The organism is Nitrospirillum viridazoti CBAmc, from assembly GCF_000730165.1.
In the GTDB taxonomy this organism is placed as follows: domain Bacteria; phylum Pseudomonadota; class Alphaproteobacteria; order Azospirillales; family Azospirillaceae; genus Nitrospirillum; species Nitrospirillum viridazoti.
This window is the reverse complement of record NZ_CP022113.1, coordinates 413,077-429,915: the sequence shown is the minus strand read 5'-3', so window position 1 is coordinate 429,915 and position 16,839 is coordinate 413,077. Positions and strand designations below refer to the sequence as shown.

The 16,839-nt window shown below is 68.5% G+C and carries 10 protein-coding genes (1 of these 10 only partly in view); 7 read left to right on the top strand and 3 right to left on the bottom strand.

Translation table 11 applies throughout. The features are described from left to right. Positions 1-39: 39 nt before the first annotated feature. The 7 genes from Y958_RS29840 to Y958_RS29810 all read left to right on the top strand — a co-directional run bounded on the left by Y958_RS29840 (position 40) and on the right by Y958_RS29810 (position 7,424). On the top strand, positions 40-1,041 hold the full coding sequence (locus Y958_RS29840) for a TauD/TfdA family dioxygenase (RefSeq protein WP_088875548.1): 1,002 nt from the start codon (positions 40-42) through the stop codon (positions 1,039-1,041). Continuing rightward, positions 1,038-2,702 (top strand): ATP-binding cassette domain-containing protein, encoded by a 1,665-nt coding sequence (locus Y958_RS29835; protein WP_088875547.1) that lies wholly within the window; start codon positions 1,038-1,040, stop codon positions 2,700-2,702. The genes Y958_RS29840 and Y958_RS29835 overlap by 4 nt, the downstream gene beginning before the upstream one ends. After that, positions 2,699-4,411, top strand: coding sequence for a cyclic peptide export ABC transporter (locus tag Y958_RS29830; RefSeq protein WP_088875546.1), 1,713 nt, complete (start codon positions 2,699-2,701; stop codon positions 4,409-4,411). The genes Y958_RS29835 and Y958_RS29830 overlap by 4 nt, the downstream gene beginning before the upstream one ends. Then, positions 4,408-5,175 (top strand): thioesterase II family protein, encoded by a 768-nt coding sequence (locus Y958_RS29825; RefSeq protein ID WP_088875545.1) that lies wholly within the window; start codon positions 4,408-4,410, stop codon positions 5,173-5,175. Before Y958_RS29830 ends, Y958_RS29825 begins: the two co-directional genes overlap by 4 nt. 144 nt (positions 5,176-5,319) lie before the next feature. Next, positions 5,320-5,931: a YcjF family protein gene (locus Y958_RS29820; RefSeq protein ID WP_088875544.1), complete on the top strand. Its 612-nt coding sequence runs from the start codon at positions 5,320-5,322 to the stop codon at positions 5,929-5,931. Positions 5,932-6,048: 117 nt separating this feature from the next. Then, positions 6,049-6,246: a hypothetical protein gene (locus Y958_RS29815; protein WP_088875543.1), complete on the top strand. Its 198-nt coding sequence runs from the start codon at positions 6,049-6,051 to the stop codon at positions 6,244-6,246. A 2-nt stretch (positions 6,247-6,248) separates the two neighbouring features. Continuing rightward, positions 6,249-7,424: a prohibitin family protein gene (locus tag Y958_RS29810; RefSeq protein WP_244909699.1), complete on the top strand. Its 1,176-nt coding sequence runs from the start codon at positions 6,249-6,251 to the stop codon at positions 7,422-7,424. Positions 7,425-7,444: 20 nt separating this feature from the next. Here Y958_RS29810 and Y958_RS29805 read toward each other — a convergent pair whose 3' ends face one another. The 3 genes from Y958_RS29805 to Y958_RS29795 all read right to left on the bottom strand — a co-directional run. Next, on the bottom strand, positions 7,445-8,785 hold the full coding sequence (locus Y958_RS29805) for an anti-phage deoxyguanosine triphosphatase (RefSeq protein WP_088875541.1): 1,341 nt from the start codon (positions 8,783-8,785) through the stop codon (positions 7,445-7,447). Between the two features lie 120 nt (positions 8,786-8,905). Continuing rightward, positions 8,906-9,253: a RidA family protein gene (locus Y958_RS29800; RefSeq protein ID WP_088875540.1), complete on the bottom strand. Its 348-nt coding sequence runs from the start codon at positions 9,251-9,253 to the stop codon at positions 8,906-8,908. A gap of 239 nt (positions 9,254-9,492) precedes the next feature. Then, positions 9,493-16,839, bottom strand: the final stretch of a protein-coding gene (locus Y958_RS29795) for a hypothetical protein (RefSeq protein WP_088875539.1). It continues 22,191 nt past the right edge of the window; the window shows 7,347 of its 29,538 coding nt (coding positions 22,192-29,538); its start codon lies off the right edge, out of view; the stop codon is at positions 9,493-9,495.

Sequence of the window (16,839 nt, the reverse complement as noted above, 5' to 3'; positions counted from 1 at the left end):
AACCCTCAGCCCCTCCTGTTTCCAAGACGGTGACGAGCCATGTTGACCCATCTTGAAGACCTAGGCCTCCGCATCGGCGACTTCGCCCTGTCGCCCGTGCCCGAGCGGGAACGCCTGTGCGTGCAGGCGGCATTACGGGAATTTTACGGCCCGGACATCCGGATCGAGCGGCTGGTGCCGCCCACCACACCCGTGGAGCTGCGCGCCGCCCTCACCGTGGCCAGCCCCACCCTGGCCGCCACGGCCGAGGCGCTGTGCCACATCCTGGAGACCGACTACAGCGGCATCGCCGTGCGCCAGGCCGGCTTGGCGCACCTGGAGCTGGAGGAGCGGGCCCAGGTGCTGTTCGCGCTGGCCGCCTGCATGGGCCGGCCGACGGCCACGGACCAGGTGAACCGCCGCGTCATCTGGGACGTTAAGGTGCGACAGCAGAAGGCAGCCACCACCTTCTCCGAGCATGCCGACGAGGCCGATCTGCACACCGATACGCAGTACTTCGCCCGGCCGGAGCGATACATGATGCTGTACTACATCCGCCCGGCGGCCTGCGGCGGCGGCATCTCCCTGGTGCGCGACCTGCAATGCCTGAAGCGATCGCTGTCCGCGACAGAGGAGGGGCGCTGGGCCATTGACCTGCTGTCGCGCAAGGTGCTGCCGTTCCGCATTCCCGGCGTTTTCACCGCCAACGGCGGCACGGACACGGTGGAGGTGACCTTCGCCACCATCTTCGCCGAACGGCCCGGCATCCGCTTCCGCGCCGACACGCTGATGAAGGGACTGGCCCTGCACCCCGCCGCCGACACACCGGACGTGCGCCGGGCGCTGGACCTGCTGCTGACGGAGGCGCGGCGGCCCGAGGCCCTGCTGCAGATCTCCATGCCGGCGGACAGCATCCATTTCGTCAACAACCACATGGCCTTGCACGGCCGAACTGCGTTCGAGGATCATGAGCGCCACGTCTGGCGCATCCGCGTCGACGATGACGTGCCGCTGTCCGCCTATGGCGGCGCGGACGCCCCCAAAGTAGGACGGGCCGCGTGAACCTTCTCCGCCTGATCAAGCTTATCGGTCCCGCCCGCATCCGGCGCCTGTTGTTGGCGGCGGCGGGATCGGCGTTGTCCAGCACCCTGATCCTGGTCATCGTCAACGCCGCCGCCTCCGAAATCGCGGAGCAGCAGCGCGCAGGCGTCAACTTCGTCCTGGCCGGTGCCTTCCTGGCCAGCCTTGCCGCCTACATGGCGACGGAAGGCTGGATGGTCACCCAGATGGCCGCCTATCTGGAAGAGGTGGTCGACACGGTGCGCATGCGCCTGGTGGACCAGGTGCGCCGGTCCGACCTGCTGAAGCTGGAGCGGTTCGGCCAGGCCCGCCTGTTCGAAAGCGTGACCCAGGCGGGGCAGTTGATCTCGCAGAACTCCGAGTTCATGGCCATCACCCTGCGCTCCGTCCTGTCGGTCGTCGCGGTGCTGGTCTACATGGCGGTGCTGTCGCCGCTGGCCTTCTTCGTCATCTCCGCCGTGCTGGTGGGCGGGGCCTGGTTCTATGTCCGGCTGAGCAGGGCGTTGGAGGAACAGCAGGTCCTGCTGATGGCGGAGGAGGAGGCGCTGTTCGAAAGCGTGTCGGACCTGTTCGACGGCTTCAAGGAACAGCGTTTGAGCAGCGCCCGTAGCGACGACCTCAACACCATTTTCGTCACCACCTCAGACCGCACCATGGCGCAGCGCGGCCGGGTGCACATGCACACCTGGCAGCAGTTCATCTTCGGGGAGATGGTCTTCAACCTGATGCTGGGCATCCTGGTCTTCGTGCTGCCCCACTATTCCAGCAGCTTTTCGCAGCAGATGGTGAAGGTCGCGGCGGCGGTGATCTTCCTGTCCACGCCCATCTTCGGCCTGATGCAATCCTTGGCGGTCATGACCGCGGCCGATGGTGCGGCCGGCCGCATGCTGGACCTGGAAAAGGATCTGGCGGCCCTGGCCGAACCGGGGCAGGACGCGCCCCCCCTGGACCTGCCGGCGGATTTCCGCGAGATCCGCCTGGATGGGGTGGAGTTCACCTTCCCGGCCCCAGCGGGTGAACCGGCCTTCGCCGTCGGACCTTTCGATCTTACCCTGCGGCGGGGCGAGGTGGTGTTCATCACCGGCGGCAACGGCTCCGGCAAGTCCACCTTCATCAAGCTGCTGACTGGCCTGTACCAGCCCATGCGCGGCCGCCTGATGGTGGACGACCTGGCCATCGGGCCCCAGCGGCTGGACCCCTATCGCGAGCAGATGGCCACCGTCTTCGCCGACTTCCACCTGTTCGCGCGCCTCTACGGCGTGCCGGCGCTGGACACGGCCGAGGTCGATGAACTGGTGCGCTGGATGGAGATGCAGCGCGTGACGCGGGTGGACGGCGACCGTTTCGCCCGCCGCGACCTGTCCGCCGGACAACGCAAGCGCCTGGGCCTGGTGGCGGCGCTGCTGGAGCATAAGCCCGTGCTGATCCTGGACGAATGGGCGGCCGACCAGGACCCGCACTTCCGTCAGAAATTCTATCGCGAGGTGGTGCCGGCCCTGAAGGACCGGGGCCTGACCCTGATCGCCGTCACCCACGACGACCAGTATTTCGACGTAGCCGACCGGCGCCTGCACATGGAGGAGGGACGCCTGCGCGAGGTGCCGCTGGATACCGCCTGGCATGGGCGGGAGGTGCCGGCATGAGACTGGCCAAGGTCGTCCTGCGGGAGATCCCGCAGAACCTGAAGATGCTGACCTTCATGAACCTGGTATCGGCCATCGCCACCACCGCCCTGCTGGGCCTGGTGGCGGCGGCCAGCCAGGAAGCGGACAAGGTCGACGCCCGCCTGGTGTTGATGTACGCGGTGACCATCACCCTGTTCTGCGTATCGCACAACGCCATCCTGGTGACGGCGTCGCGGGATGCCGAACGGCTGATCCACACCTTCCGCATGCGGGTGTTCGACGCGGTGCGGCGGGCCGACCTGGTGACGGTGGAGCGCATCGGCCGCGCCGCCCTGCACGGCGTGCTGATCCAGGATACCCAGATCCTGGCCCGCGTGCTGCCCATCCTGGCGGTGGGCGCGCAGCAGGCGGTGATGCTGGTTTTCCTGGCCTATTACCTGGCCTATCTCTCGCCCCTGGCCTGCGTGCTGGCCTTCGCCTTCGCTGGCCTGGCGGTCTCCATCCGCTATCGCCGCACCCGCTCGTTCAAGGAAATGCTGGCGGAATCCGGCCAAGCGGAGGCCGACGTCTTCGACGGGCTGACCGACCTGACCCAGGGCTTCAAGGAGGCCCGCATGAGCCGCCGCCGGGCCGACGCCCTGGTGGGGGCGGTGGGGGCGGCGTCATCCCGCGCACGGCGGGTGAATGTCGAGACCAAGACCCAGTGGGTGCGCAACTTCTCCCTGATTGAGGCCATGTTCTATGCCCTGATCGGCCTGATGGTCTTCGTCGTCCCCCTGGTGTCGGCGGAATACTACAAGGTGGTGGTGCCGGTGACGACGGCCGCCCTGTTCATCGTCGGGCCCATCAGCACCGTGTCCTTCGTGACGCCCATGGTGTCCATGGCCGAACGGGCCTTGAGCAATATCGAGGACATGGAGCGGCGTCTGGCCGAGGCCGCTGGCCGCTGGGCCGTCACCGCCGACGCCCCCGTACCGGCCGGTCGCGCGCCCATCGAGGAGAGACCGGCCGATGGCGTGGCGACGCTGCCCGCCCCCCGGTCCATCGCCCTGGCCGAGGCCGGCTTCGCCTATCGCAACGATGACGGCACGCCCAGCTTCGCCGTGGGGCCGCTGACGGCGGAGTTCCGGGGTGGGGAGGTCACCTTCATCACCGGCGGCAACGGTTCCGGCAAATCCACCATGCTGCGCCTGCTGACCGGCCTCATGCCGCTGGACCACGGCACGCTGCTGGTCAATGGCGCGCCCGTGCCGGCAGCGGCTTTGCAGGACTACCGTGACCAGATCTCGGCCATCTTCTCCGACTATCACCTGTCGCGCCGGCTCTACGGCGTGGCGTCGCCGGATCCGGCGCGGGTGCAGGGGTTGCTGACCCGGCTGGAGATGCAGGACAAGGTGGCCGTGGCCGACGGCGCCTTCACCACCGTCCGTCTGTCCACCGGGCAGCGCAAACGCCTGGCCCTGGTGCTGGCGCAACTGGAGGACAAGCCGGTCATCGTGCTGGACGAATGGGCGGCCGACCAGGACCCCCACTTCCGCGCGGTCTTTTACGAGCAGCTGCTGCCGGAATTGAAGGCGCAGGGCAAGGTGGTCATCTGCGTCACCCATGACGAGCGCTGGTTCGACCTGGCCGACCGCGTCTATCAAATGTCCGAAGGGCGCCTGCGCCTGGTGCATCCCCTGCCGCTTGAACCCGGCCCGGCCGAACCGACGGAGGCCCAGGCATGAGTTGGCTGCACCCCCTGATCCGGGGCACGAACCCTATTGGTACCATCGTCGCCTTCCCCTATGGCGGCGGCGGCTTGAACGCGCTGAATTTTCTGGCCAAGGGCGTGCCGCCGGGCCTGGACGTCTGGGGCGTGCTGCTGCCCGGCCGGCCCGGCCGCTGGCAGGAACCGGCCGCCACCCGCATGGACCAGGTGGTGCCGCCCATCGTGGCGGCGCTGAAGGCCCTGCCCCGGCGGCCCCTGGTCCTGGCCGGCCATTCCCTGGGGGCCGCCATCGCCCACGCGGTGGCCGAGGCGCTGGTGCGCGTCGGACGGCCGCCCCTGGGCCTAGTGGTTTCCGGGCGCCGGGCGCCCCACCTGCCCCCCAACCGCTCCCCGGTTTGGGAGTTGGACGACGCCGGCCTGGATCAGGAACTGCGGCGCCTGGGCGGCACACCGCCCGAGGTGCTGGAGAACCGGGACCTGATGGACCTGATGCGCCCCCTGCTGCGCGCGGACTTCACTTTGTCCGACAGCTATCGGGTGGCTACCCCCGCACCCTTGCCCCTGGAGCTTCTGGCCCTGGCCGGCGATGCCGACACGACCGTCACGGTGGAAGAGGTGGCGGCCTGGGAAACGGTCAGGGCCCGCGGCTTCCAACTACAAACGATGAAAGGAGGTCATTTTTTCATTCAGGAAAATCCCGACGATTACGTCCGCCTTATTCACAGTCTATTTTTAAAGAACGCATTGGCGGCTTCCTCAACCGGGGAACCGCCGTCATGAGCCCGTTATTGGTTAGCCCATATCGTCGGGCTGCCGGCCCTTGCCGGCGGCCAGTCACATCGGGCCGTCCCTCCCGGGATGGAACAAGCCGGACCCGTGGTCCGGACCGGTCCCCCCTCAACGTCTTCTTTGGAGCGTGAGATCATGGTCACGAAGAAAGAACTAACCCCAGAAGAGGCCGCGGCGGCCGGCCCCGAGGCCGTGTCCCCCACGGCCACCACCACGGAAGCCCCGGTCGACGCGGTCGCCTCCGACACGACCCACGCGGCCGTGGCCGTGGCGGATGAGGTCGCCGTCCGCCATATCATCCGCACCCACCTCCTGCTGGCGGCCGGCTCAGCCGTCATCCCGGTCGTGCTGCTGGATGACGCGGTGCTGGCCGGCGTGCAGCTGAACCTGCTGCGCGAATTGGCCAAGCACTACGGCGTGGATTTCCGCGGCGACATCGGCAAGGCCGCCATCGGCACCCTGCTGGCCACCGTCGCCCCGGCAACGCTGGGCGGCAGCCTGCTGGGCTCCTTCGCGTTCCGCCACACGCTGAAGGCCATCCCGCTGGTTGGCCCGGTCCTGGGCCTGCTGACCCAGCCGGCCTTCAACGCGGCCTTCACCTACGCCCTGGGCAAGGTGTTCGCGCAGCACTTCGCCTCCGGCGGCACCTTCCTCACCTTCGACCCGGCCAAGGTCACGGACTTCTTCAAGGAGAAGTTCAACGAGGTGCGTGGAAAGTCGGCGCAGGCGGCTGCGGCGGCCGCCTGATCGCGTTTGAATTGTGGTACCCTTGGAATGAGGCCGGCGTCAGCCGCCCCATTCCAAGGCCCACCACTTGCACGGCGGCCCTTTGCGGGGCTCCACTCGTACGGGATTGCGCACCTCATGCCCTTGACCGTCATCGTCATCTACCTGCTGGCCTGCATCCTCTGTGGTGTCATGGGCCGGAACACCACCATCGGCTTCATGGGTCACTTCCTGCTGGCCTTGATCCTGACGCCCCTGCTGAATTTCCTGATCCAGGCGGTGGGCCGGCAGAGTTCGCGGGTGCGTGACCATTTGCGGACGCCGACCGAACGATGACCATGGCCGAACCCGGGGCCAAGAGCGGCCCGCGATCCTTCCGTCAGCGTCTGAAGCGCTGGGCCGACGCCAACAGCCTGTCGCTCTATGCCGCAGCGCTGCTGCTGCTGCTGGCCGCCCTCGCGCTCGCCCCGGCGGTGGTCGTCGCCGTGCCCGCCGGATCCGTCGGCGTGCTGTGGCACCGCTTCGCCGGCGGGACCGTCACCGACCATGTGCTGGAGGAAGGGACGCACGTCATCGCCCCCTGGGACCAGATCTACATCTACGACAGCCGGCTGCAGACCCTGACGCGCACCTATCCCGCCGTGGCGGCCAATGGCCTGACCATGGAGGTGGAGATGTCGGTGCGCTTCCGCATCAACCCCCACGCCGCCGGCCTGGTGCACAAGCTGGCGGGTCCCGACTACGCCGACACGCTGGTGCGGCCCAAGATCGCCTCGCTGCTCTACGAATTCGTCTCCCAGCACAGCCCGGAGGAGTTCTACTCCCTGAACCGCGCGGAGATTCAGGCCTATCTGCTGAAGCGCGACCGCGAGGAATTCCCCCTGCCGACGCGGGAGACCGCGCCCGATACCCTGACGCTGGAGGAACAGATGGCCAGCGGCCGCGGCCCGGCCCTGGTGCGGGTGGAGGACATCCTGATCTCCAGCGTCACCCTGCCGGACAGCGTGCGCGCCGCCATCGAGCGCAAGGCCGAACAGCAGCAGATCATGCAGGAGTACGACTTCCGCCTGGCGCGCGAGGCCAAGGAACGCGACCGCAAGCGCATCGAGGCCGAGGGCATCCGCGACTTCCAGGCGACGGTGGCCAACACCATCACGCCGGAATACCTGCGCCTGCGCGGCATCGAGGCGACCACCACTTTGGCCAATTCCTCCAACGCCAAGACCATCATCATCGGCGGCCGCGACGGCCTGCCCGTCATCCTGAACACGGGCGACGACGGCCGCCCGCAGGAGGCGCCCAAGCCGGCCGCGGAGGAACATGGCCGCGCCCCCGCGCCTCGGGCTGAGGCGGCCAAGCCCGCTCCCGGCGCTGCCCCGGCCGCCAAGCGGCCGGAACCGACGGTGGCACGCGAAGCGGCGCCGGGACCGACCAACGCCCCCACAACCCCTGCGGAGGCTCCGCCCCTTCCCAATGAACCGACAGGGCCGGCGGCGGATCCGCCGCAGCGCTGACGTCTGCCCCCGGATCCCCCTCACAGCTGGTCGAAAACGGAACCCATGTGCGGGCTGAAAAGCCGGTCGTAGGTCTTCATCAGGAAGTTGTCGGTCATGCCGGAAATGTGGTCGCAGATGACCCGGGGGCTGTCCCCTTCCTGCCGATAACGGGCATAGACCTCGCGCGGCAGGAAATTTGCGGGCTCGGACGCCATGGCCTCGAACACCGACACCACCATCTTCTGGCCCTTGAACTCCAGTTGCTGCACGGCCGGGCTGAGGATGACGATGTCCATCACCGCCTGCTTCAGCGCGTCCAGGAAGCCCCGCGCACGGTCGTCCATGGCGGCGCGATAGCGGATCAGCGGTTCCTGGAACGCTTCCCGCGTGTCGATATGGCAGCTGGCGATCAGGTAGTGGACCATGCGGCCGATGAACAGCTTGCGCTGGTCCTCCTCCCCGAACAGCCTGTCGACGAAGGCCGCGTAAGCATCGCCGCCGAGTTCCTGGGCATAGGGCCCGCGCAGCGTGTCCAGGAAGGCGGCGCACCGTTCACGGGGCACACGGGTCGTGAAGTCATCCCGCCCTATCAGCCGCAGGGCCAGCGCGTCCTCCAGATCATGCACGCCGAAACCGATGTCGTCGGCCAGGTCCATGATGCTGCAGTCGAACGACTTGTGCAGGGGCTTGTGATGCCTGCCGTCCTGGCGGACATAGGCGCGGAAGGCGTCCCGGTCGGACGTGCTCAGGGGCGCCAGGATCCAGTCGACCACGTCCGCCTCGCTGTCCATATAGCATTTGGGCGGCTTGGACGCCTTGCGGTCGATGATCCGGATAGTGGTCGCCCTGGCGTCCAGACCGGGCCGCACCGCGGGATTGGCGGCCTCATGGTAGGCCACGGGGTATTTCAGCACACCCAGAAGGGTGCGGCGCGTCAGGTTGGCACCGGCCCCCTCGGGAAACTTCTCCAGCCGGGACAGGACGCGCAGCGTCTGGCCATTGCCTTCGAAACCGCCATGGTCGCGCATGCAGTAGTTCAGCGCCACCTCCCCGCCATGGCCGAAGGGCGGGTGGCCCAGATCGTGGGTGCAGCCGATGGCCTGGATGCGGGCGATGTCCGGCAGATGCGGATGGGCGGGGTGATCAGTGAACTGGTGCTGGAACTGGCGCACGATGCCGCCGGCAATCTGCGCCACCTCCAGCGAGTGGGTCAGGCGGGTGCGGTAGAAGTCGCTGTCGCCCAAATTCAGGATCTGGGTCTTGCCCTGCAGCCGCCGGAAGCTGGCCGAGTGGATGACACGGGCGTAGTCGATATCCGCCGGCCGGCGCGTGTCGCTGGTCTGCCCCCGCCGATCGCCCCGCCGCTCATCCCACACCATAGGAACCCTCTACCGCCGCCGCCGACCCACCGGGCGGGCCAAATCGGGCGGGAGTGTAGCGGGCGCGGCCGGGAAATGCCGCAGCTAATCCTTGGCCGTCCCGGCCGGTGGCCATGGGGACTACCGCGCCGCGATGGCGGTCATCTCGATGGCGAAATCGGGATAGGCCAGCCGTGACTCGACCGTCGCCCGGGCCGGGGGATTGTCGGAATCCACCCAGCGATCCCAAACCGAATTCATCTCATCGAAGCCGGCCATGTCGGCGAGGTAAATGGTGACGCTGACCAGGTTGGCTTTGGTGATGCCGGCCTTGGCCAAGGTCTCGTCCATCTGGGCCAGCACGTCCGCGGTCTGCGCCGCGACGGACTGGCCGCGCGTCTTATCCGCGACATGGCCGGCCAGAAACACCAGGCCATTCACGGCGACGGCGTCGCTCCAGCGTTGCGCCTTGCCGATGCGTTCGATCATTCAAAAAGCTCCCCTCTTGCATGCGCGCCACCCGGCCCGCGGAGAGGTTATAGCCGCACATGCCCTGGCGGAGAACCGTCGCGGTCCGGTCGGCCAGACCCGGCCGGCCAGACCCGGCCGGAAGTGTGGCGAGGGCTAGCGGGAATAAGCCCGTCCGTCCACACATCCGGCCGGCGGCCCCCTGCCCCGCCGCTGGCGGCTGGCGGGACTTGGCAGGGAACCGGTTGGAGATCGCCCCTTCAGAAGTCGAAGGTGGCGCGCAGAACCCCGGCGTGGCTCTGATAGTCGCGGCGCAACTCGCCGGAGTATTCCAGCCGCAGCTTGAAGCCGTCGCCCTGATCCAGGGTGGCCCCCACGCCGATGCCCAGACCATCGGCGGCGGTGCGGCCGGTGCTGCTGACGAAGCTGGTGCCGGCCAGGACGCTGGTGGTGGCGATGGGGCCGTTCAGATAGTCGTGCACCCAGGCCAGACGCAGGTCCGGCAGCAGCCGGCCCCAGGCCGTCCCTATATTACCCGACAGCTTGGCGCCCAGCTCCTGCGTCAGGTTGTCCACCTTCAAGGCGCCCACCGCCATGTTGGCCACGCCGGCATCATGCTCGTCATAGGCGTGGTTGGTCAGGCGCACGGCCCGCAGGCTGGCCTGCGGCGTCAGGGTGAAGCTGGCGGAGACCGGCAGGTCGTAGCCCACCGTCACCTTGCCCAGATACTGCTCCCCGCCATAGTTGGCGTTGGCGCGGGCGCCCAGGAAACCGATCCAGCGGCGCTGGTCGTAGTGGTTGTAGCCGAAGCTGGCCTGGCCCTCGACCGACAGGCGCTGGTCCGCCCAATCCGGTCGCCAGACGCTGTAGGCCGTCAGCTGGTAGCTGGCCGCCTTGGTCTGGCTGCCGGCGGCGGTGCCCTCGCCGTTGACCGAACCGTTCAGCCAGCTGAAGGCCAGGCCCGCCATGACCGTGTCATTGGCGTACCAGTCCACGCCCAGCACCAGGCCGGCCGTGGTGCCGCTGTAGCCCGCCGCGTCGGCGTTGTTGCCGCGCAGAACGCCGCCGCCCAGGATCTCGCCCCACACCGCGCCTTGCTGGCCGTCGGAGCCGGCCGCCGCCCCCTTCCCGTTTACATCCCCCATTGGGCCATCCATGTACGCCGCCGCATGCTGCTGGTGCAGGCTGATGGCGTTGGTGGAGGGCGTGACGGAGAAGGTGTTGATCTGCGGCGTCAGCTGGCTGGGCGACAGCTGGATCACCGCCAGCTGCTGCGCCTCGCCCGACAGCTTGGACAGGCGGGTCAGCACCGCCGTCTGGAAGGCCTGGGCCGCCGCGCCGTCGCTGTTGGCGATGACGTCCAGCGCCCGGCCGGTGCCCACCCCCGGACCGCCCGCCGCCAGGCCCACCGCCGTGTACTGGGTGCTGGGCGTGGCCGGGCCGGTGGGACCCGTGGGGCCGGTGCTCCCGCCGCTGCCGCTGCTGAGCGTCAGGATCAGATCCGTAGCGCCGTTGGCGGTGATGGTGGAACTGGTGACGGTGTAGCCGGTGGCGGTCAGGGTCAGGTTGCTGGTCGTCAGGGTGGAGCCGGCCGATGCGATGGTGTAGCTGCCCGCCGACAGCTGGCCGCCATTGATCGCCGTCAGCGTCACCGACCCGCCCGTCAGGCTGGCGCTGCCGCTGATGACCAGACTGCCGTAGCTGGTGGTGGACGACACGCCGACCACCAGATTGCCGGCCGTCTGGCTGTAGCTGCCGGTGATGTTGACCGCGCTGTTCACCAGCAGGGTCGCCCCGTTGTTCACCACGCTGTGGCTGCCGACATCGACCCGGCCGTTCAGCATCATGACGCCACGCACGAAGCGCAGATCGGACCGGGTATTGGTGATGGTGCCGCCCGTCAGGGTGCCGGGGGCGCTGTCGGTGCCGCCCGCAACCACCAGGTCGTTGGCCGACAGGTTGGTGATGTTGCCGCTGATGGTGCCGCTGTTGGCCAGGGTGCCCAAGGCGCCGGTGGCCGCGATATAGAGCGCCGTCGGACTGCTGAGCGTGCCGGTGACCGCCAAGTTGGCCAGGCTACCGCCGACATAGTCGTTGCCGGCCACGGCCATCAGGCTGCTGCCGCTGACAGCGGTACTGGCCGACAGGCCGGTGAGGCCGCTGGTGACGGTGGCACCGCTGTAGCTGGAGCCGGTGCCGCCCCGGATCAGGGTGACGCTGTCTCCCGCCAGGACGTTGGCCGTGGCACTGACACCGGCATTGACCACGCCGCCCGTCACGGTGGCAGCATTGCTGACGGTCAGGACATGACCGCCCGTGGTCAGCGTGCCGCTGCTCTGGGCGAAGTTGCCCGTGACCGCCACGTCACTGGCGAGCGCAATGCCAGCGCCGGCGTTGCTGACGGTATGGGTGGCGACGTTCAGCGCATCAGCCAGGCTGACCGCACCGGACGCGAACACCACGTTGGCCCCGGTGCTGGTGATGGTGCCGCCGGTGAAGCGGCCCACCGCGCCATTGCCGCCGCCCCCAGTGGCGCCAATGATGGTCAGGTCCCGGACACCGGTGTTCACCACATTGCCGGTGATGGTGCCGCTGTTGGCCAGGCTGCCCAGGGTGCCCGTGCTGGCAATGTACAGCGCCGTGGCACCGCCGGCCGTGTTGGCCAGCGTGCCGGTGACGTTCAGGGTGTTGAGAGTCCCGCCGACATAATCGTTGCCCGCGATCGCCAGCAGGTTGGTCCCGCTGGTGGTGCCGGTTGCATCGAGGCCGGTGACACCGCTGGTGACAGTCGCACCGGTATAGCTGGAGCCGATGCCGCCCTGGATCAGGGTGACGCTGTCGCCAACGATGTAGTTGCCGGTGGCGTTGACGCCGGCGTTGACCACGCCGCTGACGCTGGCGGCGTCGCTGACGCTCAGCACATGACCGGCAACGGAGAGTGTGCCCGCCGACTGGCTGTAAGCACCGGTGACGCTGATGTCGCTGGCCAGGCTGATGCTGGCACCGCTGTTGGCCACGGTGTGGCCGGTGGCGACAATGGCGTCGCCCAGGCTGACGGCGCCCGACGCGAACACCACATTACTGCCGGCATTCCGGATGGTGCCGCCGGTGAACACACCCACCGCGCCGTTGGACCCACCGGTGATGCTGAGATCACCCGCCGACAGGTTGACGATGTTGCCACGGATGGTGCCGCTGTTGGCCAGGCTGCCCAAGGTGCCCGTGCGGGCGATGTACAGCGCCGTGGCGCCGCCCGCATTGTTGGCCAGGGTACCCGTGACGTTCAGCGTGGCCAGGCTGGCACCGATGTAGTCGTTGCCCGCCACGGCCAACAGGTTGCTGCCGCTGGTGGTGCCGGTGGCGTCCAGGCCCGTCAGGCCGCTGACCACCGTGGCCCCGGTGTAGGTCGAGCCGTTGCCGCCCCGGATCAGGGTGACGCTGTCGCCCACCAGGTAGTTGGCCGTCCCGGTCATCCCGGCATCGACCACGCCGCCCGTCACCTGCGCCGCCCCGCTGACGCTCAAGCTATGACCCGCGACGGCCAACGTGCCCGCCGTCTGGCTGTAGTTGCCCGTCACCGCCACGTCGCCGGCCAGGGTCAGGCTGGCCCCGCTGTTGCTGACCGTGTGGCCCGTTACGTCGATGGCGTCGCCCAGGCTGACGGCACCCGAGGCGAAGGTCAGGTTGCTCAGGCTGTTGCGGATGGTGCCGCCGCTGAAGCTGCCCACCGTGCCGCCATTAACGCCATTTGGGGAACCACCGACGACCACCAGGTCATTGGCGCTGGCGTTGATCACGTTGCCGATGAGGACACCGCTGTTGGCCAGGGTCCCCAGGCTGCCGGCGCTGGTGATCAACACCGCCGTGGCGGCGTTGATCGTGCCGGTGTTGGTCAGCGTCCCCAGCGTGCCACTGACATAGTCGCTGAGCAGCGTCAGCAGCAGGTCGGTGGCCGCGCCGTTGGCGCCCGTGCCCAGCGTGGCGCTGAAGCCCGTGGCTGCGGCACTGAGGCCGCTGGTGGTCAAGGCCCCGCCCACCTCGGCGATGGTGTAGCTCTGACCCGCGATCAGGTTGCTGCCCGAGAGCGCCGTCACGGCGACGGTGCCGCCGGTGAAGGCGGCGTTGCCGCTGACCAACAGCTCACCCGCCGTGCCGCTGCCGATGCCCATGGCCAGCGTGCCCGCCGACTGGCTGTAGTTGCCCGTCACGCCGATGGCGTTGGTCAGCAGCACGTTGGCGCCGCTGTTCACCAGCGTGCCACTGCCCACGTTCACGTGGTCGTTCAGCAGCAGGTTGCCGCTGGTCAGGGTGACGTTGGCGCCGGTGCTGGTGATCGTGCCGATGCCGCCGGTCCCCGTCAGGGTGCCGGTGACCGTGCCGGTGCCGCCCGTAAACACCAGGGCGTTGGCGCTGGTGTTCACGATGCTGCCCGCGATGGTGCCGCTGTTGGCGATGGTGCCTAGCGTGCCCGTGCTGGCGATGTACACCGCCGTGGCGCCGGCGGTGTTGGTCAGGCTACCAGTGACGGCCAAGCTGGCCAGAGTGCCGCCGATATAGTCGTTGGCAGCGACGGCCAGCAGGCTGGTGCCGTTGGTCGTGCCGGTCGCCGACAGGCCGCTGACACCGCTGGTCACCACGGCGCCGGCATAGTTGGAACCGGCACCGCCCTGGATCAGGGTGGCGCTGTCACCCACCAGGTAATTGCCGGTGCCATTGAGACCGGCGGAGACCGTGCCGCCGCTGACGTTGGCGGCATCGCTGACGTTCAGGCTATGGCCGGCCACGTCGAGCGTGCCCGCCGATTGACTGTAGGCGCCGGTGACGGAGATGTCGCTGGCCAGGGTGAGGTTGGCGCCGCTGTTGCTGACGGTATGGCCGGTGACGTCGATGGCATCGCCCAGGCTGACCGCGCCCGACGCGAAGGTCAGGTTGGACAGGCTGTTGCGGATGGTGCCATCCGAGAAGCTGCCCACTGCCGTGCCGCTGCCACCCGCGATCACCAGATCATGGCTGCTGGCGTTGATCAGGTCGCCGATCAGGGCGCCGCTGTTGGAAAGATTGCCCAGGCTGCCGCTGGCCGCGATGTACACAGCCGTGGCGGCGGTGAGGGTGCCGGTGTTGGAAAGATTGCCCAGGGTACCGCCGACATAGTCGTTGCCAACCACCGCCAGCAGGTTGGTGCCCGCCACGCCTTGGCTCACCACCAGACCGGTGAGGCTGCCCTGGACCACCACGCCGAGGTAGCTGGAGCCGACACCGCCGGCCACCAGCGTGTCCACGCCCGCCAGGTAGTTACCGGTGGCGCTGTACTGGGCGACAACCGTGCCGCCGCTGAAACTGGCGGTCCCGCTGACGGCCAGGCCGACATGGGCAGGATCCGTCAGGGTCAGGGTGCCGGCCGTCTGGCTGTAGGCGCCGGTGACGCTGACCAGGCTGTCCAGGATTACCGAGGCGCCACTGTTGACCAGGGTGTGGCCTGCGACATTCACGGCGTCGTTCAGCAACAGGTTGCCGGAGGCAAGGTTCACGTTGCCAAGGGTGTTGATGATGCTGCCCTGGCTGCCGGCGGTGTAGCCGGTCAGGGTACCCACCACCGTCCCGCTGCCGCCGATGATGTTGAGCGTGTTGGCCGACAGGTTCAGGATGTTGCCGGCGACGGTGCCGCTGTTGGCCAGCACACCCAGGCTGGAGCCCGTGTCGAGATAAAGGGCGGTGGGCGCCGTGATCAGGCCGCTGTTGGCCAGCGTGCCGATGGTGCCGGCATTGTAGACGCCATAGGTGGCGCCCAGGATGGTGCCGCTGCTCAGCACCGTGGCGATGTTGCCGGTGTTGTACAGGCCGGCGGCCGTCGGGGCGCCGGCATCGATCAGGGCGCCATTGTTGACGACCACCTCGATGGTGCCGGCGTTGTTCAGCGCCATCTGGCCGGCGACAGTGCCACTGTTGCTGAGCGTGCCGATGCTGGCACCCGCCTGGTTGCCCAGGCCGGTAATGCTGCCGGTGACGGTGCCGGTATTGCCCAGGGTGCCGATGGTGCCGCTGTTGACCACACCGGCGATGGAGCCGCTAACCGAGCCGTCGTTGCTGAAGCTGCCGACGGAACCGGCGTTGGCGACACCGGCGACGGAACCGGTGACGGTACCGCTGTTGGTCAAGGTGCCGACGGTGCCGTTGTTGACCACGCCCACCACGCTGCCCGACAGCGCGCCGCTGTTGCTGACACTGCCGACGCTGCCGCCGCTGCCGACATAGAGGGCGGTGACGGCAACGATGGTACCGGCATTGCCCAGCGTGGACAGGGTGCCGCCGATGTAGTTGTTGGAAACGGTGGCCACCAGGTCGGTGTCGGCGCCGATGCTCACGGCGCTGGCGGCCGCCCCTAGGCCCGTCACGTTCACCTGGGTGAAGACACCGGTGTAGCTGGAGCCGGCGCCGCCGACCACCAGGGTGCCCAGGATGTCACCCTGCAGATAGTTGACGTTGGTGGCCGCCGCGATGCTGGTGCTGACCGTGCCGCCGCTGAGGCTGGCGACACCGCTGACCACCAAATGGTTGCCGGCCAGGGCCAGGGTGCCGCCGGTCTGGCTGTAGGCGCCGGTGATCGTCAGGGTGCTGGACAGCAGGACGTTGGCGCCGCTGTTGACCAGGGTGTGGCCCGTTACGTTGACGGTGTCGTTGAAGACCAGGCCGCCCCCCGCCAGCACCACGTTGCTGGCCAGGTTGGTGAGGGTGCCACCGGTGAAGGTGCCCGCCACGGTGCCGCCACCGGTGATGGTCAGGTCCTGGGCGCCGGCGTTGGTGATGTCGCCGATGATGGTGCCGCTGTTGGCCAGCAGGCCCAGCACGCCGCTGCTGGTGACGCTGAGCACGCCGTGGGTAGCGGTGATCAGGCCGCTGTTGGCCAAGGTACCGAGCGTACCGCTGATGCGGAAAGCGGTGGAGGCGCCGCCGGTGAGCGTGCCGCTGTTGTTGACCAGCCCGGCCTGACCGGCAATGCCTACCAGATGCGCGCCGGTCAGGACACCGGCGTTGCTGAAGCCGCCCAGGGTGCCGCCCAACGCCACCAGGACGCCGACGGTGCCGGCGGCCAGCGTGCCGCCGGCCAAGTTGCTGACCGAACCCACGATGCCGCCAGTGGCGATGTCCAAAGCCACGCCGCCGCCGGTCACCTGGCCGCTGTTGGTCAGGCTGCCCAGGCTGCCCTGGACCAGCACGCCCGAGCCAATGTCGGAGGCGATGGTGCCGCTGTTGCTGAGCGTGCCGAGGCGGCCGCCCGTGCCCACCTGCACACCGGCGGTGGAGGAGCCGCGGATCAGGCCGGCGTTGCTGATTTGGCCCATCTGGCCACCGGCCACGGCCAGACCGTTGAGGGTGCCCGCCAGGGTGCCGTTGTTGACCAGGGTGCCGACGCTGCCCGCCGCCGCCACGTAGAAGGCGGTGGGCCCACCCAGGGCGGCGGTGTTGGTCAGGCTACCCAAGGTGCCGCCGATGTAGTCGTTGGCGATGCTGGCCGTCAGGTCGGTGCCCGACAGCCGCGTCACCATGGCCAAGCCCGTCACGGTGTTGGTGATGGAGGCCGAGACGCTCAGGCCGCCCGCCGCCGACAC